General features: G+C 71.1%; 17 protein-coding genes. 13 read left to right on the top strand and 4 right to left on the bottom strand.

Going from position 1 to position 19086, the window contains the following annotated elements; translation table 11 throughout:
* Positions 1-10: 10 nt before the first annotated feature.
* The gene (locus ID574_RS51555; RefSeq protein ID WP_223167960.1) at positions 11-721 is read left to right on the top strand and encodes a class III extradiol ring-cleavage dioxygenase family protein; all 711 of its coding nucleotides are present in this window, start codon (positions 11-13) and stop codon (positions 719-721) included.
* Here the strand turns inward: ID574_RS51555 and ID574_RS51550 are convergent.
* The gene (locus ID574_RS51550; protein WP_188196434.1) at positions 637-1551 is read right to left on the bottom strand and encodes a ribonuclease Z; all 915 of its coding nucleotides are present in this window, start codon (positions 1549-1551) and stop codon (positions 637-639) included. The genes ID574_RS51555 and ID574_RS51550 overlap by 85 nt on opposite strands.
* Before the next feature lies 1 nt (position 1552).
* Here ID574_RS51550 and ID574_RS51545 point away from each other — a divergent pair, with 1 nt between their 5' ends.
* The 6 genes from ID574_RS51545 (at position 1553) to ID574_RS51520 (ending at position 7817) form a co-directional block, all read left to right on the top strand.
* Positions 1553-2062, top strand: a complete 510-nt coding sequence (locus tag ID574_RS51545) for a methylated-DNA--[protein]-cysteine S-methyltransferase (RefSeq protein ID WP_188196433.1) — start codon at positions 1553-1555, stop codon at positions 2060-2062.
* Positions 2063-2075: 13 nt separating this feature from the next.
* Positions 2076-2981, top strand: coding sequence for a tRNA (adenosine(37)-N6)-dimethylallyltransferase MiaA (miaA, locus tag ID574_RS51540; RefSeq protein WP_188196432.1), 906 nt, complete (start codon positions 2076-2078; stop codon positions 2979-2981).
* A 9-nt stretch (positions 2982-2990) separates the two neighbouring features.
* Positions 2991-3803 carry a diaminopimelate epimerase gene (gene dapF, locus ID574_RS51535; RefSeq protein WP_188196431.1) on the top strand — a complete coding sequence of 271 codons (813 nt, stop codon included), beginning with the start codon at positions 2991-2993 and terminating at the stop codon, positions 3801-3803.
* Between the two features lie 48 nt (positions 3804-3851).
* On the top strand, positions 3852-4607 hold the full coding sequence (locus tag ID574_RS51530) for an SCO6745 family protein (protein ID WP_223167959.1): 756 nt from the start codon (positions 3852-3854) through the stop codon (positions 4605-4607).
* A 19-nt stretch (positions 4608-4626) separates the two neighbouring features.
* On the top strand, positions 4627-6903 hold the full coding sequence (locus tag ID574_RS51525) for a tetratricopeptide repeat protein (RefSeq protein ID WP_188196430.1): 2277 nt from the start codon (positions 4627-4629) through the stop codon (positions 6901-6903).
* Between the two features lie 155 nt (positions 6904-7058).
* Complete coding sequence (locus ID574_RS51520) at positions 7059-7817, top strand: SDR family NAD(P)-dependent oxidoreductase (protein ID WP_188196429.1); 759 nt, start codon at positions 7059-7061, stop codon at positions 7815-7817.
* Positions 7818-8104: 287 nt separating this feature from the next.
* Here the strand turns inward: ID574_RS51520 and ID574_RS51515 are convergent, their stop codons facing one another.
* Positions 8105-9091: a helix-turn-helix transcriptional regulator gene (locus tag ID574_RS51515; RefSeq protein WP_188196428.1), complete on the bottom strand. Its 987-nt coding sequence runs from the start codon at positions 9089-9091 to the stop codon at positions 8105-8107.
* Between the two features lie 161 nt (positions 9092-9252).
* Here ID574_RS51515 and ID574_RS51510 point away from each other — a divergent pair, with 161 nt between their 5' ends.
* Positions 9253-9921: an HNH endonuclease family protein gene (locus tag ID574_RS51510; RefSeq protein ID WP_223167958.1), complete on the top strand. Its 669-nt coding sequence runs from the start codon at positions 9253-9255 to the stop codon at positions 9919-9921.
* 359 nt (positions 9922-10280) lie between these two features.
* Positions 10281-10736 (top strand): OsmC family protein, encoded by a 456-nt coding sequence (locus ID574_RS51505; RefSeq protein WP_188196426.1) that lies wholly within the window; start codon positions 10281-10283, stop codon positions 10734-10736.
* Here ID574_RS51505 and ID574_RS51500 read toward each other — a convergent pair.
* Both ID574_RS51500 and miaB read right to left on the bottom strand, forming a co-directional pair.
* The gene (locus ID574_RS51500) at positions 10724-13642 is read right to left on the bottom strand and encodes an AfsR/SARP family transcriptional regulator (protein WP_188196425.1); all 2919 of its coding nucleotides are present in this window, start codon (positions 13640-13642) and stop codon (positions 10724-10726) included. The two genes, ID574_RS51505 and ID574_RS51500, sit on opposite strands and share 13 nt — an antisense overlap.
* A 243-nt stretch (positions 13643-13885) precedes the next feature.
* Positions 13886-15382: a tRNA (N6-isopentenyl adenosine(37)-C2)-methylthiotransferase MiaB gene (gene miaB, locus ID574_RS51495; protein ID WP_188196424.1), complete on the bottom strand. Its 1497-nt coding sequence runs from the start codon at positions 15380-15382 to the stop codon at positions 13886-13888.
* Positions 15383-15520: 138 nt separating this feature from the next.
* Between miaB and ID574_RS51490 the strand changes: the two genes are divergently transcribed.
* From ID574_RS51490 to ID574_RS51475, 4 genes are read left to right on the top strand one after another with little or no spacing between them, the layout of a single operon-like run.
* On the top strand, positions 15521-16276 hold the full coding sequence (locus ID574_RS51490) for an amino acid ABC transporter ATP-binding protein (RefSeq protein ID WP_188196423.1): 756 nt from the start codon (positions 15521-15523) through the stop codon (positions 16274-16276).
* An 18-nt stretch (positions 16277-16294) separates the two neighbouring features.
* The gene (locus tag ID574_RS51485) at positions 16295-17164 is read left to right on the top strand and encodes a glutamate ABC transporter substrate-binding protein (protein WP_188196422.1); all 870 of its coding nucleotides are present in this window, start codon (positions 16295-16297) and stop codon (positions 17162-17164) included.
* 58 nt (positions 17165-17222) lie between these two features.
* Positions 17223-17891: an amino acid ABC transporter permease gene (locus tag ID574_RS51480; RefSeq protein ID WP_188196421.1), complete on the top strand. Its 669-nt coding sequence runs from the start codon at positions 17223-17225 to the stop codon at positions 17889-17891.
* Positions 17888-18805 (top strand): amino acid ABC transporter permease, encoded by a 918-nt coding sequence (locus ID574_RS51475; RefSeq protein WP_188196420.1) that lies wholly within the window; start codon positions 17888-17890, stop codon positions 18803-18805. The genes ID574_RS51480 and ID574_RS51475 overlap by 4 nt, the downstream gene beginning before the upstream one ends.
* Positions 18806-19086 lie beyond the last annotated feature (281 nt).

Raw genomic sequence — 19086 nt, 5'->3', positions numbered from 1 at the left:
GCTTGCGCTCGTGCTTGCCGCCGCGGCCGTCTGCCCGCATACCCCGCTGATCGTGACCGCATTGCCGGAGCTCCGCGCCGCCTGCCGAACCGCGATCGCCGGGCTCCTCGAGACCGGCCCCGACGCCGTGGTCGTGGTGGGCGGGGCGGCGTCCACGGCCGCGTACGACGGCGACGCGGCGGGCACCCTGCGCCCCTGGGGCCTGGACGTCACGGCCGGCCGCGGCGAGCCCGTCCTGCCGCTGTCCCTGACCGTCGGCCGCCGGCTCCTCGGCGAGCGCGCCCCCGACGCCTTCCAGTCCGTGGCCTTCGACGCCGCGGCCGAGGAGTGCCGCACGATCGGCGTCAAGCTGGCGGAGGCCGGGGAGCGGATGGCACTGCTGGTCATGGCCGACGGCTCGGCCTGCCTCACGCCGAAGGCGCCGGGCAGGCACGACCCGGCCGCGCAGGCGTACGACGACCTGATCGCGCACGCCCTCGCCGCCGCCGACGCCGCCGCCCTGGCCGGACTGGACCCCGCCGAGGCGGACCGGCTGTGGGCAGGCGGCCGGGCGGCCCTGCAGGTGCTGGCGGGCGCCGCCGGGACAGGCACGTACGAGGGCCGCCTCCTCATGCGGGCGGCCCCGTACGGCGTCGGCTATTTCACCGGGCTGTGGACCTGGCGCTTGGGCACCGGGACCTTCATCAGGTCGCGGGCGAGCACGACCTCCCCGTCGAAGTGACGCCGCACCTCGCCCACGAACGAGGGCTCGTCGTCGAAGCCGTACCGCTCGGAGAAGTGCGTGAGCACCAGCCTGCGCACCCCCGCGTCCGCCGCCACCAGCCCGGCCTCGAACGCCGTCAGGTGCCCGTACTCCTTGGCCAGCGCGCTCTCCGCCGACAGGAACGTGGCCTCGATGACCAGCAGGTCGACGCCCGAGGCCAGCTCGAAGACCGTGTCGCAGAGCCGGGTGTCCATGATGAACGCCACACTCTGCCCCGGTTTGGGGACGCTGCACTCGTCGAGGGTGACGCCGCGCACCACGCCGGTGCGCTGCAGCTCGCCGACCTCCGGGCCGCGGATGCCGTGGGCGGCCAGTTTCTCCGGCAGCATGCGGCGGCCGGTCGGTTCCTGGACGCGGTAGCCGTACGACTCGACGGGGTGGGACAGGCGGCGAGCGGTCAGCGGGCCGACGCCGGCCAGGTCGCCGGAGACCGGATGCTCGCTGATGATGTGCGTGTCGGCGAAGGCGGCGGCGTGGCGGAGCCGGCGCCAGTAGGTCTCGCCGGAGGCCGGGTACACCGCACGCACCGGATGCCTGACCTTGTCGCGGGCGATGCGCTGGATGACGCCCGGCACGCCCAGACAGTGGTCGCCGTGGAAGTGCGTCAGGCACACCCAGTGCACGTCGTGCGCGCTCAGGCCGGCGTGCACCATTTGCCGCTGCGTGCCCTCCCCCGGGTCGAAAAGGAAGCCTTGACCGTCCCAGCGCAGAAGGTAGCCGTTGTGGTTACGGTGTCGGGTAGGAACCGCACTAGAGGTGCCCAGCACCACGAGCTCACGTGAGGACATCATGACCACCGTAGCCTTCGCCGAGGTGCCGACGCCGGTGGGGACGTTCGTCCTGGCCGTCACCGAGGTCGGCCTCGTCGCGTCGGGCTGGGGCTCCCGTGCGCGGCTGGCCGACCGGCTCGGGCTGGCTGAAGTCCATGATTCGGATCGTACGGCCTTCGCGGTCGCGGAGCTGAACGCTTATTTCGCCGGCGACCTGCGGACGTTCCAGACCCCGGTCGACTGGCGGCTCATGTCGGGCGCGCGGCTCCAGGTCCTCCAGGCCCTGCACGAAGTCCCGTACGGCACCGCCGTCACCTACGGCGAGCTGGCGGCTCGGAGCGGCTCGAAGGTGCCGGCCCGCGGCATCGGCTCGATCATGGGCTCCAACCCCATCCCGATCGTCGTGCCGTGCCACCGCGTGATCGCCGGCAACGGGCTGGGCGGGTTCAGCGGCGGCGAGGGTGTGGAGACCAAGCGCTGGCTGCTGACCCACGAGGGTTACCTGCAGCCCACACTCCTCGACTTCTAGCACACTTGTGGGTGTGCGCCAGCAGCCTGTCATCGCCGTCGTCGGACCCACCGCGGCCGGCAAGTCCGACCTCGCCGTGGAGATCGCGCTCCGCCTCGGGGGCGAATGCGTCAACGCCGACTCCATGCAGCTCTACCGCGGGATGGACATCGGCACCGCCAAGCTGACCCCCGCCGAGATGCGCGGGGTCCCGCATCACCTGCTGGACATCTGGGACGTCACGGTCACCGCCAGCGTGGCCGAATACCAGCGGCTGGCCAGGAAGGCCATCGACGCGGTCGAGGTGCCCGTGCTGGTCGGCGGGAGCGGCCTGTACGTGCGGGCGGCGCTCGACGACCTGGAGTTCCCCGGCACCGACCCGGACATCAGGGCGCGGCTGGAGGCCGAGCTGGCCGAGCGCGGCCCCACCCCGCTGTACGAGCGGCTGCGCGAGCAGGACCCGGCGGCCGCGGCGGCCATCCTGCCGAGCAACGGCCGCCGCATCGTGCGCGCGCTGGAGGTGATCGAGCACTCGGGCCGCCCGTTCTCGGCGACGATGCCGTCGTACGACGCCGTCTACCCGAGCGTCCAGATCGGCCTCGACGTGCCCCGGCCGGAGCTGGACGAGCGGATCGCGCTCCGGGTCGAGCGCATGTGGCAGGCCGGGCTGGTGGACGAGGTGCGGACCCTGCTCGGCCAGGGGCTGGCCGGGGGCCGCACGGCGAGCCGCGCCCTGGGGTACGCGCAGGTCATCCGCTTCCTGGAGGGTGAGTGGAGCGAGGAGGAGGCGATCGCGGAGACGATCAGGGCGACCAGGCGCTTCGCCCGCCGCCAGGAGTCGTGGTTCCGCCGCGATCCGCGGGTGTGCTGGCTGCCGTACGACGCCTCGGATCTGCTTGAACGATCCCTCGCGCGAATCGCCGAACACTCTTGCGCATAAACTTTTAGAATGCGCTTTCTCAAGGGGCACGGCACCGAGAACGACTTCGTCATCCTGCCCGATCCCGACGGCGAGATCGACGTCACGACCACGCTCGTCGCCAAGATCTGTGACAGGAGAGCCGGCATCGGGGCCGACGGCGTGCTCCGGGTGGTCCGTACGAAGCAGTGCCCCGAGGTGGCCGAGCAGGCGGCCGCCGCCGAGTGGTTCATGGACTACCGCAATGCCGACGGCACCATGGCCGAGATGTGCGGCAACGGCGTGCGCGTGTTCGCCCGCTACCTGATCGACGCCGGGCTCGCGGATCCACAGGAGTTCGCGCTGGCCACGCGGGGCGGCGTGCGCAAGATCCGCGTCGAGCCGAACGGCGACATCACCGTCGACATGGGCAAGCCCGTCGTACGCGGCGAGAGCGTGACCCACCTCGGCAGCCACGAATACACCGGTGTCCACGTCGACATGGGCAATCCCCACCTGGCGTGCCCCATCGGCGACCCCGTGGCCCAGCTCGATCTGAGCCACCCGCCCGCCTTCGACACCGGCGTGTTCCCCGCCGGCGTCAACATCGAGCTGTTCAACCCGGTCGGCGTCAGGCGCGCGGTCATGCGCGTCTACGAGCGCGGCGTCGGCGAGACCCGCTCGTGCGGCACGGGCACGGTGGCCACGGCCGTCGCGGCCGCGGGCCTGTCGGGCGAGACCACCGGCACCTGGACGATCGAGGTGCCCGGCGGCACGCTGACCGTCATCCTCGATGAGGACACGAGCTACCTTTCCGGTCCTGCCGTCATCGTGGCGAGCGGGGATCTGATGCTTGCAGAATGATGTTCTCCTGAGGGATGCTGGGTCCACTTCACGAACTGAGGGGTGGACATGGCAGACCCACGCACCACCGCGGTCCAGGTCAAAGCACCGATCGGCCAGTTCGGCGGCGGATGGATGATCTCCAGAGAGGCCAAGGCCGTCTGTGACGAGCACGGCCTCGGCGCCCGCGAGCTCTACTTCAGGGGGCGCTGCGGCGTGCTCGGCGAGTGCGACGCCGACGTGGTCGCCTCGATCGCCGTCTTCTTCCCGTACCAGCACGTCGAAGAGAGCTGGAACGGCGGCCGCAAAATCCCCGTCGAGCAGGCCGTCGAGCTGTACGCCGAGGCGTGCCGGACGTGGGGCCGGCGCAAGCTCGGCGGCCACGACGGCTGCGCCAGGATCGCCGAGCTCCTCGAACGCGTCGTCGAGCGGGCTCCGTCCACCGGCGCCCCGCTGTTCGCCGGCTGGCGCACCGTGCCGCTGGCCGACGACCCACCCGCCCGGGCCACCCAGCTCATGCACTGCGTCCGCGAGCTGCGCGGCGGCCTGCACGCCAACGCCGTGATCGCGGCCGGGCTGCACCCTCTGGAGGCCACGCTGGCCGCCGACCACGACGCGACCCCGTTCGGACACGCCACGGGCGAGATGATCGCCAAGTTCTTCACCTGGCCGGAGCCCTACGACACGCCCTCGCCGGAGGTCGTGGCGCGGCGTGCGGCGGCCGAGGAGAGGACCGACGATCTCATGGCGCCCATGTTTTCGGTCCTTGACGACGCCGAATCGGACGAGCTGATCAGGCTTCTGCGTTTGGGGCACGCTCGTTGACCTGGCAGACTGACTGCCCATGGACGTGGACATCTGGGCCTGGGTCGGAGACACCCAGCAGCAGCTTTCCGAGGCGGGCAACGTTGGCCTCGCCATGGCGCTGGGAGACCTTCCCGCACAGGCCTACGAGGGCCGATACCCGCAGCTCGACGTGATAGCCCCGGCCATCGCGCAGCAGGCCGAGGCCCTGGAGCTGCCCTGGCTCGAGTTCTACGCCCGCTACTGGCACCTGATGGGCCGCATCGGCGACCGGGCGCAGGGCGCGGTCGCCGTCGACGACGCCCAGGAGCTGCTGGCGTTCGCCCAGCGCGAAGACGTACGCGAGTGCCCGTCCGTCCCGGCGGCGGTCGAGGCGCTGGCCATCGCGTGGGCCAACGCCGACGGCCCCGGCCACGCGCAAGAGCGTCTGGAGACGCTGGGCGCCCACATCGAGGGCATGAGCCCGGAGAAGCCGGCCTTCGCTGGGCTCGCGACCCAATACGTCGCCGCGCTCATCGACGCGGGCACGGCGGGCGAGGCCGCCACCTACGCCGAGTCCGCCATCGAGCGGCTGCGCGTGGCGGGCCGCCAGGCCAGCTGGGAGCTCGGCGCCGAGCACGCCCGCGCGCTGCTGGCCGCCGGCCGCGCCGAAGACGCGCTCGCCGCGCTGCAGGCGGCCTCCGAGTTCCCGCCCGACGACCCGGTGGCCAAGGCCCACCGCGACGGCGTGCGCCGGGCGCTGATCCTGGCCACGCTGGGCCGCACCGCCGAGGCCGTGGACGCGCTGCCCGACCTCGACGTGGTCGGCGAGCACCCGCGCGTCTTCGTGGAGTGGTCGCGGGCGGTCGACCTGCTGGCGGGCTCCTCGCAGATCACCAACACCTGGCAGCTCGGCCGCGTGCTGCGCCAGTGGATCGACTACTTCGGCATGATGGGGGCCTACCGCGCCCGCGTCGAGCTCGCGCTGATCGCCGGCGACCTGGCCGTCGCCCGGCAGGGCGTGTGGCAGGCCAGGCTGCTGGCCGACCTCGCCGAGTCCGGCAGCGCCGAGCTGCGCGACACCGAGGGCCTGCCCGAGCGCATCGCCGCCCTGCGGGCCGCCGCCGACACCGCCACCGAGCCGGAGGCCCCCGGGCCGCTGGAGGAGCGGGTGGGCCTGTTCGACGCGGCCGACGGCTTCAACGCCGACCCGGAGAAGTGGGTGGGCTGGCTGGCGCCGCTGTCCGGCCAGGACCTCGAGGCCACCCGCCGCCACACCACCACGCTCGGCTTCCTCGGCTACCCGTCCACGGGCGCCGACATCTACTGGAAGCTGCTCGTCGACTCCGGCACGATCGCCGAGGCCGAGCCCAACGACGTGGGCTACCTGACCACGCTGCTCATCGAGGCCCGCCAGGACGAGCGGCTGGAGCAGATGGCCGCGCTGCTCCCGCACGACGCGCAGCAGATCGCGCTCGCCCGCCTGCACACCGCCAGGGAGCGGTGGCCGGAGGCGCTCGACGCCGCCGAGCACGCCGTGGCGGCCGGGGGCGGCCTCGACGCCCGCCGCCTGCTGGCCGGCGCGGCCCAGCAGCTCGACCAGAACGCCAGGGCCGCCGAGGTGCTGTTGGAGGTGCTCGACGAGCTCGCCGACGAGGATGTCTGGCGCATGATCGTCATGGCCACCTCGGCGGAAGACTGGGACACCGTACGCAAGGGCGCGGCCAAGATCGGCATGCCGATCAAGTCCAAGGAGGGCCCGATCGAGGAGGAGATGGGCCTCATCCGGGTCATCCTCCCCGCGCCCGACGGCGGCCAGCGCCAGGTGCTGTCGATCCGCACCGGCCCCGCCACCGCCCGCCTGGCCCTGCCGCAGCCGCGCGGCATGGACTACAACGCCGGCGACCTGGTGGTGTTCGACCCGCAGCTCCTGGAGCCCGTCCCGGACGACCCCGAGGAGCAGCAGAACTTCGTGCCGCCGTTCGCCGCGGTGCGCATCCTGCGGCCCGGCGGCTACACCAGCTACTTCTTCGACGGCGCCGCGCCGAGCGAGGAGGACTGGGCGGAGTTCACCGAGGTCATGGCCGAGCGCGGCTGGCCGATGTGGGTCTACAGCGACGAAAACTACAAGGTCACACACCCGACCAGCGGTGAGCCGCTGCCGGGCGTGTTCGGCTGGGTCGCGGTGCCGCCGGACGTCTCGCCGGAGGAGGTCGACGCGCTGCTCGACGACGCGACGGAGCGGTGGGTGCATCCGCTGGCGTGGCTGGACCTGGCGCGTGAGATCGACGTCGAGGTCGAGCGGCACGAGCGGATCGTCAAGGAATACGGGCTCTAGAGGCTCGGGTGTGCAGGGGCGCTCCGGTCCCGGCGGGACGCCGGGGCCGGGGCGCTCCCGGTTTTGGCAGGACGCCCGGCTGGGCGCTTTCGGGGTTTCGGCGGGACGCCGGGCTCGGCGCTTTCGGGGTTTCGGCGGGAAAGGCGAGGTCTGACGTGCTGGAGCGCTTTCGGCTGGACGGGAAGGTCGCGATCGTCACGGGCGCCTCGTCGGGGCTGGGCGTGGCCTTCGCTCGCGGGCTGGCCGAGGCGGGGGCCGACGTCGCGATCGGCGCCCGGCGCGCGGACCGCTTGGAGGAGACCCGGCGACTGGTCGAGGAGACCGGCCGCCGGTGCCTGGCCGTGCCGATGGACGTGTCACGCCCCGAGGACTGCGAGGCGCTGGTCGCCGCGGCCGTCGAGGGCCTGGGCGCCGTCGACATCCTGATCAACAACGCCGGTATCGGCACAGCGGTCCCCGCGGTGCGGGAGACGCCCGAGCAGTTCCGTCAGGTCATCGACGTCAACCTGCACGGGACGTACTGGATGGCGCAGGCGTGCGCGCGCGTGATGCGGCCGGGCTCGTCGATCGTGAACATCGGCAGCATCCTCGGCGAGACCACGGCCGGACTCCCGCAGGCCGCCTACAGCGCCTCCAAGGCGGGGGTGATCGGGCTCACCCGCGACCTGGCCCAGCAGTGGACCGGACGGCGCGGGATCAGGGTCAACTGCCTGGAGCCCGGCTTCTTCGCCTCGGAGATGACCGAGCAGTACAAACCGGGCTACCTGGAGCGGATGATGGAGTCCCGGGTGGTGATGGGGCGGCCCGGAGATCCCGCCGAGCTCGTGGCGGCCGCGGTGTTCCTGGCGAGCGACGCGGCCTCGTACATCACCGGGGTGACGCTGCCGGTCGACGGCGGGATCCTCATCACCTGAGCCAGGCTGGGGCGCGCATATCGAGCATGCGCCGACAACATCACCGCGTATGTCGCCGGCGCGGTGGCGCGTCGGCTACGGCACCAGTCGGCGCCGACCTGCGGCGCGTCATCAGGACGAGCATGGGATGTTCACCGACGAGGAATTGTCGGAGGCCCGTTCCAGGATCTTTGGGACGGAGGACGCCGAAGGGCCGGCGAGCGAGACGTGACCGAGCACGTCGAACCGCGCCGGCCGGTTGTGCGGCGACCGCGTCCGGCTCATCGGCATCTGACCGCTCGTCACCATCAGGAGCGGTCCAGGAGATCGTTCTGGGCGGCGAGGAAGCCGGCGTGAAAGCGCGTTCTGGCGCCCAGGCGTTCGCACAGCACCTGGACGCGGCGCTGCACCGTACGCGGGCTCAATCCCAGCTGCCGGGCGATGGCGTCGTCCTTCATGCCGGCCGCCAGCAGCGCCAGCACCTCGGCGTCAGGAGCCTGCGGCTCGGCTTCGAGACCCTCCGTGGACAGGCGGAGCGGGACGGCGGCGCGCCACAGCGTCTCGAACAGGCCCACCAGGGCGTCCAGCAGCGCGGACGGGTGGACCACCAGGGCGCTCTCCACGGCGCGGTCAGAGTCGGAGACCAGGGGCAGGATGGCGGTGCGGGCGTCGGCGACCGCGAGCTTGACCGGCACCTGGCCGAGCCTGGCCTGCTCGCCGTCGGCGATGGCGCGGCGCGTGTGGGCCAGCATGCCGGGGTGTTCGAAGGCCTGGGGGCTGTAGATGCCACGGGTGACGGGGGCTCCCCTGCGGGCGGCCCGGCGCCGGTTCTCGTGGTCGTCGCTGATGTCCACCGCGTACGGGGGATGCACCAGCACGAGCAGCTCCCGCGTGGCGCCCCGTTCGAGCTGGAGATAGCGGCGGGCCACCGCGTCGCGCCCGGTCACCACCTCCAGCACCTCCTCCGGCTGCGGCCCGCTGCGCTGGGCGACCTCCGTGGCCAGCAGCGCGGCGGCGGCGCGGCTGTGCGTGAGCTCCTCCTGGCGGCGCGCGACGAGGATGTCGATGGCGATGGTGGGCGGCGTGGCGACCACCCGCAGCGGCCTGCCCGCCACCCGGGAGATCAACCCGAGGTCCTCCAGTCTGGGGAGCATGCGCCGGATGGCGGCGGCGGACGAGCCGGTCTCGGCGGCCAGCTCGCTCAGCGTCGCCGGGCCGTGCCTGAGCAGGGCCCGGTAGGCCGCCTCCTCCGCGACGGTGACCCCGAGCCCTTCCAATAAGCGCCGCTGCGCCATGCCACCTCTTCCTGACAGGTCATGATCCACAATCAGAGTACGATGCCAGGAGCTCCACGTCTTGTTCCGGGGCGAGCGCTCAATGGTCGTTGCATGGCTACTTGACGTCATTGAGGGGATCTATACCTAGACTTTACGAAAATCGGAGTCTGGGGGTTCCCGTGCGGGTTCGGGCGTTCATGGCAGGTCTGGCCACCATGGTGGTCCTGGTGGGCTGCGGCGGTCTGGACGCGCAGTCCACCGACCCCAAGACGTCCAAGCCCGACTCGGCCTCGGTTTCGGACGCCCGCAAGAAGCTCGCCGAGCTCGCCGTCAAGGGCCGCGCACCCAAGACCGGTTTCGACCGCGACGAGTTCGGCCCGGCCTGGGCCGACGTGGACCGCAACGGCTGCGACACCCGTAACGACATCCTCAAGCGCGACCTCGAGGACGAGACCTTCAAGCGGGGGACCCATGACTGCATCGTCCTGACCGGCACGCTCAAGGACCCCTACAGCGGCAAGACGATCGAGTTCAAGCGCGGCCAGGACACCAGCATGGACGTCCAGATCGACCACGTGATCCCGCTCTCGGACGCCTGGCAGAAGGGCGCCCAGCGGTGGTCGGCGACCAAGCGCAAGGAGTTCGCCAACGACCCCCTGAATCTGCTGGCCGTGGACGGTCCCCTGAACAGCCAGAAGAGCGACTCCGACGCCGCCACCTGGCTCCCGCCCCGTAAGTCGTATCGGTGCACGTACATCGCCCGTCAGATCGACGTGAAGGCGAAGTACGATCTCTGGGTCACGTCCGCGGAGAAGAACGCGATGGAAAGAATCCTCTCGGACTGCTGAAGACCCGCTTGCTGTAGTCCGCCGCAACGACCGGGGCGGATTCGCCGGCGGTGACCTCGGCTCGTGCAACACCTGGACGGCCTCTTCGGCCGAAGTGGCATGACTGCTCATACATTTCCGCGCCTGCCCCTGGGAGAGGGTTGAAAGGGGCTTGGTAGCGTCGGCGGCGAGCGTGGGCTTCTGAAGGGGACGACGGGTCTCACGGCCGCTTTCCCCGCCAGGCGGCTGCGCTCGGATGCTCGGCCGGATAGGGTCGAACGACCGCAGTCGGCCCTGAAGGCACCCGCAGCACGAGGAGGGAGAGGCGGTTGACGGTCTCACCCGGATCCGCGCCCACGGACGGTGCCTCACTGGGCCATGTGCGTGTTCAGGCCAGCGCGCGGCTGATCCCCGACACGCCGCTCCAGGTCAGCGTGACGGCGGGGCGCCATTCCTTCGTGGCGGACGAGCCCGAGTCCTACGGCGGCACCGACGTCGGCCCTTCGCCGGGCCAGATGATGCTGGCCGCGCTCGGCGCGTGTCAGATCATGACGTTCCAGATCTGGGCCAGGAAGCTGGGCCTGCGCATGGACGGGGTCGAGGTGAGCGTCAGTGGCGATCTCGACCCGCAGAGCTGGATCGGTGAGGAGAGCAGCAACCGGCCCGGCTTCAGCCAGATCCTCTTCAAGGCCACCGTGACGGGGCCCGAGCCGGAGGAGCGGTACGCCGAGCTCGCCCGGCTCGTCGACGAGCACTGCCCGATCATGGACTCGCTGCTGGACGTGGTGCCGGTCCTCACCGAGGTCGAGTTCAAGAGTCCCGATCAAGTGAGCTGAGCCAGCGCGTACGCGGCCGCCTCGTCCACCGACATCCGCGCGCCCCTCGACCGGGCGAGCGTGAGCATCTGGTGAGGCAGCGCCGCCTTCGCCCGCTCGACGTGGTCGCGGACGTCGCTCCCCCGCGCGGTCCTCGGTACGGACGCGAACCCGGAGCGCTCCAGAGCGGTGTCGAGGACGACCACGGACTCATGCCGGTCCGACGCGCCCAGCACCGGGATGAGGCCGCGCAAGGTGACCGCGAGCATGCCACGGCCGCCCGCCCGCCGCCAGTGCTCGATCACCTCGCCGAAGGTGTACGGCGCCGCCTCCCGCGGCCCATGCGGAGGCCCCCACACCCCCAGGGCGGTCATCATGCACAAACCCGCCACGAACACGTTTCCCACCGCCTCCGCCGTGGAGTACGCCTCCCGCACCAGCTGAGCCGCCTGCGCGGGGTCGGCCCGGTACGCCATCTCGGCCGAGAAGAGCAGGTACAGGGCGTGCGCGCTGGGCGAGCGGGTGGCGAACGCCACGTCCTCGCACTGCGCGACGAGCTCGGCGGCCTCCTTCTCGGCCCCCTGGAACAGCTGCGCGAGCGCCAGCGACCCGGCGCAGAGCAGCACCTGGAGCGGGCGGCCTGCAGCCGCCGCCAGCCGGTGCGCGACGCCGAACCGGCCGGCGGCCTCGGCATTGTCGCCCCACAGCAACGCCAGATCGCCGAGCACCATGTACGCCGGCAGGAACCGCGCGTCGTCGCATGCGCCGGAGCCGCCGAGCTCGATCGCCCGCGTCGCCAGCGCCAGGGCGTCCTCGGCCGAACCGCCGATCAGGGCCCCCACCGCGGCGGCCCCCACGACAGCGGGATACAGCGGATGCCCCGGCGCGCCCGGCAGGGCGATGGCCTCCCCCGCCCAGGCGAAGACGTCCTCGCGTACCCTGCTGGCCGCGAACTGGTGCAGCACCGCGCACAGCCGCAGCCCCAGCTCGACGTCACCCTCCTGACACGACCGGCGGTGCGCCGCGCGCAGCTCCGCCATGGAGTCGATCGCCGTGGCCGCCCACCTGGCCTCGTCGGGGGTCGCCAGGCCCTCGTCGATCCGCTCGGCGAGGCCGGCGAAGTGCCTGGCGTGCGCCAGGGCCATGGGCCGCCACTCGTCGTGCCTCCTCAGCTCGCCCTCGGCGAACCGCTTGACGGCGGTCAGCAGCCGGCACCTGCCCGGCTCCCCCGTGGGCGAGATCAGGGACTTGTCGGCGAGCCGGCCCGCCAACGCGGCGACGTCACCGTCCAGTGGTACGCAGACCGCCCGCGCGTCGTCGAGGGTGAACGAGCGGTCGAAGATCGCAAGGCGCCGCAGCAGCATCTTCTCCCCGTCGTCGAGCAGGTCGTACGACCAGCGCACGACGGAGTCCAACGTGGCGTGGCGGCCATGGGACGCCTCCGTCCTCGTGAAGATCGTTTCGACGGCGGCGTGATCGTGGCCGAGGACGGCCGCCTGCGCGGCGGCGAGTTCGAGCGCGAGCGGCAGGCCGTCGAGCCGTCTGCACGTCTCGGCGACCCCGGCCAGCGCTTCGGCGGTCTCGGGCACGGCCCCGCCGGACTCGTCGAGCCGCGTCAGGAAGAGGCGGACCGCCGGGCTCCCCCGGATCCGCCCGGGATCCGCCTCTGCCGGCGGCGGAAGGGGCAAGGGCCTGACGCGGACGACCCGCTCCCCCGCCAGCGACAGGCGCTGGCGGCTCGTGGTCAGCACGAGAAGATCGGCGCACCGCGCGGCGAGGGCCTGGATCAGCTCCCGTACCGCGCCGATCAGGTGCTCACAGGTGTCGAGGATGAGCAGCGCGCGCCCACGGGCCCCCAGCCTCGCGGCGAACTCCTCCACGGCCGCATCGCCGGCGCCGGACAGCCCCACGGCCGAGACGACGTGAGCCACCACGGCGGCCCCGTCGGCGACCTCCGCGAGGTCGATCCAGTGGCGCTGCGCATACTCCGCTCCCAGCCGCGCCATGACCTCGGTTGCGAGGCAGGTCTTGCCGACTCCGCCGGGGCCGACGAGGCTGACGATGCGCGACCGGCGCGCGGCGTCGACCGCTTTGTCCAGCTCCTCCTCCCGACCGACGATGGCGACGAGCCCGGGCCTGCCGCCCTGTCCGAGTACGGCCGCCGGGCGGGGCTCGGCCGGCACCGGCGGATCACGCGGAAGATCGCCGGCCAGCAACGCCGCATGCAGTGCGCTCAGCTCCTCAGACGGCTCGACGCCGAGCTCCGCCGCCAGCGTGCGGCGCAACGCGTCGTAGACGGCCAGCGCGTCGGCCGACCGGCCCAGCCGGTGGTAGGCCCGCATGAGCTGCCCGTACGGACGCTCGCGCAGCGGCGCGTCCCTGATCAGCGCCCGTAACTCCACCGCCGCCCGTCCGGGGTCCCCAGCGGACAGGACCGCCTCCGCCCTGGCCTCCCGGGCGTCCTCGCGTAACTCCTGGTAGTGCGCCGAGGCGGCCTGGCCGGCGGAGTCGCGGATCTCCAGGTACGCCGGCCCGCGCCACAACGCGAGCGCCTCGTCCAGCAGGGCGATCGCCTCGTGCGGCCGCGTCGGCACCGCCTGCCGCCCGCGCTCGACGAGATCGGCGAACACGGCCGCGTCAAGGTCCCGCCCGTCCACCGTCAGGGCGTACCCGGTGCGGTGGGTGTGCAGCGACTTGGCGGATCCGCCCAGCCGGTAGCGCAGCCGGAAGATCCGGTTGTGCAGGGCCGCGTGCGCGTTGGCCGGCGGCCGGTCGGGCCAGACGACGTCGATGAGCTGGTCCGGTGTGACGATCTGCCCTTCGGCCAGCAGAAGCCGGCAGAGCAGCGCTCGCTGCTGCACGCTGCCCATGTCCTTGATCTGGTCGGCCGACCGTACTTCAAGGGGGCCGAGAACGAGGTACTCCACGTGCCCCCTCCCGTCACCGCAAATTTAACCGAATCCCGCCCGATACCGATGCCGGCGTGACGATGTCGGCCGGTCTCTTCGGGCTGGGCATCCGGTGCGGCTGGTACGAGGCCCGCAGCCACGGTCTCCTGACGACCGCCGGCTCGTCGCGATGTTCGGTCGCGGGCAGGCTGGTCATGGCGGCGGGGCGGGATCGGCCGCCGCCATGGCCGCCAACGCGGGAGGACGTCGCGCGGGCGGCGCTCAGTGCGCCGAGCAGGAGCCCGTCGACGCGGGCATGGGCGCCGGGCGGCCGATGGTGGGCATGCCCAGCAGCACTCCCGATCCCTGCGACGGCGGCGCGGCCTGCCGGGCTTCCCAGGCATCGCCGGCCCGGGTCCGCCGGACCGAGCGCACGGGCCCGTCGGCCACCAGGTGGTGCGGGGCCGCGTACGTCACCTCGACCGTCACCATGTCCCCCGGCCGGGGCGTCTGGTCGCCGGCCGCGAAGTGCACGAGCCGGTTGTCCGGCGCCCGCCCCGACAGCCGGCGGGTGGCGTCGTCCTTGCGCCCCTCCCCCTCGGCGACGAGCACCTCGAGCGTCTGCCCGACCTGCTTCTTGTTCTCCTCCCAGGAGATCTCCTCCTGCAGGGCGACCAGGCGTTCGTAGCGCTCCTGCACGACCTCCTTGGGCACCTGGTCGGGCATGGTGGCCGCCGGGGTGCCGGGGCGGATGGAGTATTGGAAGGTGAAGGCGCCCGCGAAGCGGCTCTGCCGGACCACGTCGAGCGTGGCCTGGAAGTCTTCCTCGGTCTCCCCCGGGAAGCCGACGATGATGTCGGTCGAGATGGCCGCGTCCGGCATGGCGGCGCGGACCCGCTCGATGATGCCCAGGTAGCGCTCGGCGCGGTAAGAGCGCCGCATCGCCTTGAGGATGCGGGACGAGCCCGACTGCAGCGGCATGTGCAGCTGGTGCATGACGTTGGGCGTCTCGGCCATGGCGGCGATCACGTCGTCGGTGAAGGCGGCCGGGTGTGGCGAGGTGAAGCGCACCCGCTCAAGACCCTCGACGTCGCCGCAGGCGCGCAGCAGCTTGCCGAAGGCCAGCCGGTCGCCGAACTCCACGCCGTAGGTGTTGACGTTCTGGCCCAGCAGCGTGACCTCCAGGACACCCTGCTCGACGAGGGTGCGGACCTCGGCGAGGATGTCGCCGGGACGGCGGTCCTTCTCCTTGCCGCGCAGCGAGGGCACGATGCAGAAGGTGCACGTGTTGTTGCAGCCGACCGAGATGGCCACCCAGGCGGCGTAGGCGGACTCGCGCTTGGTGGGCAGCGTCGAGGGGAAGACCTCGAGCGACTCCTTGAGCTCGACCTGCGCCTCGCCCTCGATGCGGGCCCGCTCGAGCAGCACCGGCAGCGAGCCGATGTTGTGGGTGCCGAATACCACGTCGACCCACGGCGCCTTGCGGACGATCTCTCCCTGGTCCTTCTGCGCCAGGCAGCCGCCCACGGCGATCTGCATGCGGGGGTTGCGCGTCTTGGCGGGCCTGAGGTGGCCGAGGTTGCCGTAGAGGCGGTTGTCGGCGTTTTCCCGCACGGCGCACGTGTTGAACACCACCACGTCGGCGGTCTCGCCGTCGGGCGCGGGCACGTAGCCGGCGTCCTCCAGCAGGCCGGACAGCCGCTCGGAGTCGTGCACGTTCATCTGGCACCCGTATGTGCGCACTTCGTATGTGCGGGCGCCCTCCTGGGTCACAGTCATGGCATGTTCAAGGGTAGTCGTTGCGCGGCTTGCGACGGCCCTCACCGATCCAAAAGGCCAGCTCGATGGCCGGATGTGATCGGATCGGTACCGCTCGGTTAGTGACCAGCGCCTTAATGCCCTCTACCGTTTCGTTCCATGACGGAGAACGGCGACGCCACTCCACTGGTTCAGTTGGAGAACGTCAACAAGCACTTCGGGGCGCTTCATGTCCTGAAGAACATCAACTTGACCGTCTCTCGTGGCGAGGTCCTGGTCGTCATCGGCCCATCGGGCGGCGGGAAGTCGACGCTGTGCCGCGCGATCAACAGGTTGGAGACGATCGACGACGGGAAGATCATATTTGACGGCCAGGTGCTGCCCGCCGAGGGCAAGGCGCTGGCCCGGCTCCGGTCCGAAGTCGGCATGGTCTTCCAGTCGTTCAACCTGTTCGCTCACAAGACCATCCGGGAAAACGTGACCCTCGGTCCGACCAAGGTCCGCGGCGTCGCCAAGGACGCCGCGGACAAGCGAGCCATGGAGCTGCTCGAACGGGTGGGCATCGCGGCGCAGGCGGACAAATACCCGGCCCAGCTCTCCGGCGGCCAGCAGCAGCGGGTCGCGATCGCCAGGGCACTGGCCATGGACCCGAAGATGATCCTGTTCGACGAGCCGACCTCGGCACTGGACCCCGAGATGGTGCAGGAGGTGCTCGATGTCATGATCGGGCTGGCCCGTGACGGGATGACCATGATGGTCGTCACGCATGAGATGGGGTTCGCCCGCAGGGCCGCCAACCGCGTGGTGTTCATGGCAGACGGGCAGATCGTGGAGGAGAACACCCCTGACGAGTTCTTCACCAACGCGCAGACCGACCGGGCGCGCGACTTCCTTTCGAAGATCCTCACGCACTGACTATTGAGGCAGGTACACATGCACATGCGTCGAATGGGAGCGGTGCTCTCGATAGCGGCCTTGGCCGCCGGTCTGGCCGCTTGCGGCGGTGGAGGCGGCGGAGGCCAGAGCTACTCCACCGTGGTCGACAAGATCACGGGTGCCAACGAGGTCGTGGTGGGCACCAAGTGGGACCAGCCGAGCCTGGGCCTCAAGGTGGGCAACGAACCCGAGGGTTTTGACGTCGACGTGGCCAAGGCCGTCATCAAGGAGCTGGCCGGCGGCAAGGACGTGAACATCACGTGGAAGGAGTCGGCCTCGTCCAACCGCGAGCCGTTCCTCCAGAACGGCACCGTCGACATCGTCTTCGCCACCTACTCCATCACCGAGGAGCGCAAGGGCAAGGTCACCTTCGGTGGCCCGTACGTCATCGCGCACCAGGACATCATGGTCCGCAAGGACGACACCTCGATCAACACGCCGCAGGACCTCAAGGGCAAGAAGATCTGCAAGGCCGCGGGCTCCAACTCGTACAAGCGGATCACCGACCCGCCGCCGGACGGCGAGCTCGACATCGACGCGACCACCGTCGACGCGGCCAACTACTCCGAGTGCGTCCAGAAGCTCAACGGCAGCAACCTCGACGCCGTCACCACCGACGACCTGATCCTGGCGGGCTTCGCCAAGCAGGCAGGCGGCAACTTCAAGGTGCTCGGCCAGGGCTTCACCGACGAGAAGTACGGCATCGGCCTGAAGAAGGGCGACACCAAGACCTGTGAGGCCGTCAACACGGCGGTGAAGAAGCTGTGGGACAACGGCACCATGAAGCAGCTGCTGGACAAGTGGTTCGGCGGCATTCAGGGCCTGAAGGTGTCCGCGGAGGCCCCGCCCGCCGAGGGATGCGCCTGATCAAACCAGAGGCGGCGGCCGGGATCCCGGCCGCCGTCGCTCTATGCGGTGGAGCACGATGGACGAACTAATCAAATACGCCCCCGAGCTCGCGCTGGGCTTCTGGGAGAACGTCAAGCTGTCGCTCGTGGGCGTGGTGGCCTCCCTCATCCTCGGCACGATCCTGGTGGCGATGCGGGTGTCCCCCACCCCGGTGCTGCGCGCGGCCGGCACCGTCTACGTCAACGTCATACGCAACACCCCGCTGACCCTGGTGCTGGCGTTCTCGGCGCTGGGCCTGAGCGACCAGCTCGGCCTGGTCTTCTCCGAGATGCCGACGACCAACTCCTTCTGGATCGTGGCGATGGGCCTGTCGGCCTATACCTCGGCCTTCGTGTGCGAGGCGCTGCGCGCCGGCGTCAACACGGTGCCGCTCGGGCAGGCGGAGGCGGCCAGGGCGATCGGGCTGACGTTCATACAGTCCCTGACCATGATCATATTGCCGCAGGCGTTCCGCGCGGTCATCGCGCCGCTGGGCAGCGTGATGATCGCCATGATCAAGAACACCACCGTCGCCACGGCCGGTGGGTTCCTCCTCGATGCCGCGGCCACGATGAAGGAGGTCTTCGACACGACGGGCGCGTCGATTCCGATCTTCCTCGGCCTGGTCGTCGCCTTCATGGCGCTGACCCTGCCCATCGGCTTCCTCACCGGCTGGCTGGCGCGACGACTGGCGGTGGTCCGATGAGCACCTCTGTCCTGTTCGATGCCCCCGGCCCCCGCGCGCGGGTGCGCAACGGCCTCCTCACGGTGGTCGGCGCCGCCCTGGTGGCCGGGGCGCTGTACGGCATCTGGGCCGGCTTCGACGCCAAGGGCCAGTGGGAAGGCAAGATCTGGGAGCCGTTCCTGCAGTGGAACACCTGGGAGGTCTACATCATCCCGGGTCTGATCGGCACGTTGCGGGCCGCCGCGGCTGCCTCGGTGCTGGCGCTGGCCTTCGGCGCGATCTTCGGCCTGGCCCGGCTGTCCGACCACAAGTGGATCCGAGTCCCGGCCGGCGTGGTGGTCGAGGTCTTCCGCGCCATCCCGCTGCTGCTGCTGATCTTCTTCATCTTCTACGTGGCACCCACCGTGTTCGGCGGCGGCGACTACGCGTTCATGGCAGTGGTCCTGGGTCTGACCCTGTACAACGGCTCGGTGCTTGCCGAGGTCGTCAGGGCGGGCGTCAACGCGGTGCCGAAGGGGCAGTCCGAGGCCGCGTACGCGGTGGGCATGCGCAAGAACCAGGTGATGCGGCTGGTGCTGCTGCCGCAGGCCGTCACGGCGATGATGCCGGCGATCGTCAGCCAGCTCGTGGTGCTGCTGAAGGACACCGCGCTGGGCTACATCATCGCCTACGTCGACCTGCTCAACACCGGCTTCAAGATCCTGCCCGCCGTCTTCTTCGGCTCGCTGATCCCGGCGGCGATCGTCATCGGGATCATTTACGTGCTGCTCAACATGGCGCTGAGCTACCTGGCCACCTGGCTGGAGCGGCGCAGCAGGCGCAGCCGCAAGACGGCCGCGGGGCCCATCGTGCCGCCCGGCGCGGGCTCCGTCGCATTGGCGGCCGGCATGGGCGGTGCCGCCACCGGCGCGGCCATACCCGACGTCGGAGAATGATCGGGCGGCGGGCGCCACGCCCGCCGCCCGTACACCCAAAGACCGCCGGCAAAGCCCCAAATCTCTATGCGCCCGTCTTGACGCGCACGACGGCGCACTGTCGGGGATCCGACCGATCCGAAGGGCCTCCGCCGTGTGCGGGCAGATCGTACCGGCCGCCGGCGACCGGCAACCGGCCACCCTGGGAGCGCACCGACGAGTGCGGCCCCGGTGCGGGTGAAGCTGCGCCTGATCTCCTGGGACCGCCCGCACTGTCGGCGATCTTCCGGCAGGATGCGGGT

The sequence above is a fragment of the Nonomuraea sp. SYSU D8015 genome, from assembly GCF_008065375.1.
In the GTDB taxonomy this organism is placed as follows: domain Bacteria; phylum Actinomycetota; class Actinomycetes; order Streptosporangiales; family Streptosporangiaceae; genus Nonomuraea.
This window is presented reverse-complemented; position numbering and strand designations above follow the sequence as displayed.

Coding starts and splice junctions, on each gene's coding strand:
- ID574_RS51485 (WP_188196422.1), top strand. CDS start 16,295: ATGCACATGCGTCGAATGGGAGCGGTGCTCTCGATAGCGGCCTTGGCC.
- ID574_RS51530 (WP_223167959.1), top strand. CDS start 3,852: ATGGCAGACCCACGCACCACCGCGGTCCAGGTCAAAGCACCGATCGGC.
- miaB (WP_188196424.1), bottom strand. CDS start 15,382: ATGACTGTGACCCAGGAGGGCGCCCGCACATACGAAGTGCGCACATAC.
- dapF (WP_188196431.1), top strand. CDS start 2,991: ATGCGCTTTCTCAAGGGGCACGGCACCGAGAACGACTTCGTCATCCTG.
- ID574_RS51490 (WP_188196423.1), top strand. CDS start 15,521: ATGACGGAGAACGGCGACGCCACTCCACTGGTTCAGTTGGAGAACGTC.
- ID574_RS51550 (WP_188196434.1), bottom strand. CDS start 1,551: ATGTCCTCACGTGAGCTCGTGGTGCTGGGCACCTCTAGTGCGGTTCCT.
- ID574_RS51480 (WP_188196421.1), top strand. CDS start 17,223: ATGGACGAACTAATCAAATACGCCCCCGAGCTCGCGCTGGGCTTCTGG.
- ID574_RS51475 (WP_188196420.1), top strand. CDS start 17,888: ATGAGCACCTCTGTCCTGTTCGATGCCCCCGGCCCCCGCGCGCGGGTG.
- ID574_RS51545 (WP_188196433.1), top strand. CDS start 1,553: ATGACCACCGTAGCCTTCGCCGAGGTGCCGACGCCGGTGGGGACGTTC.
- ID574_RS51525 (WP_188196430.1), top strand. CDS start 4,627: ATGGACGTGGACATCTGGGCCTGGGTCGGAGACACCCAGCAGCAGCTT.
- ID574_RS51515 (WP_188196428.1), bottom strand. CDS start 9,091: ATGGCGCAGCGGCGCTTATTGGAAGGGCTCGGGGTCACCGTCGCGGAG.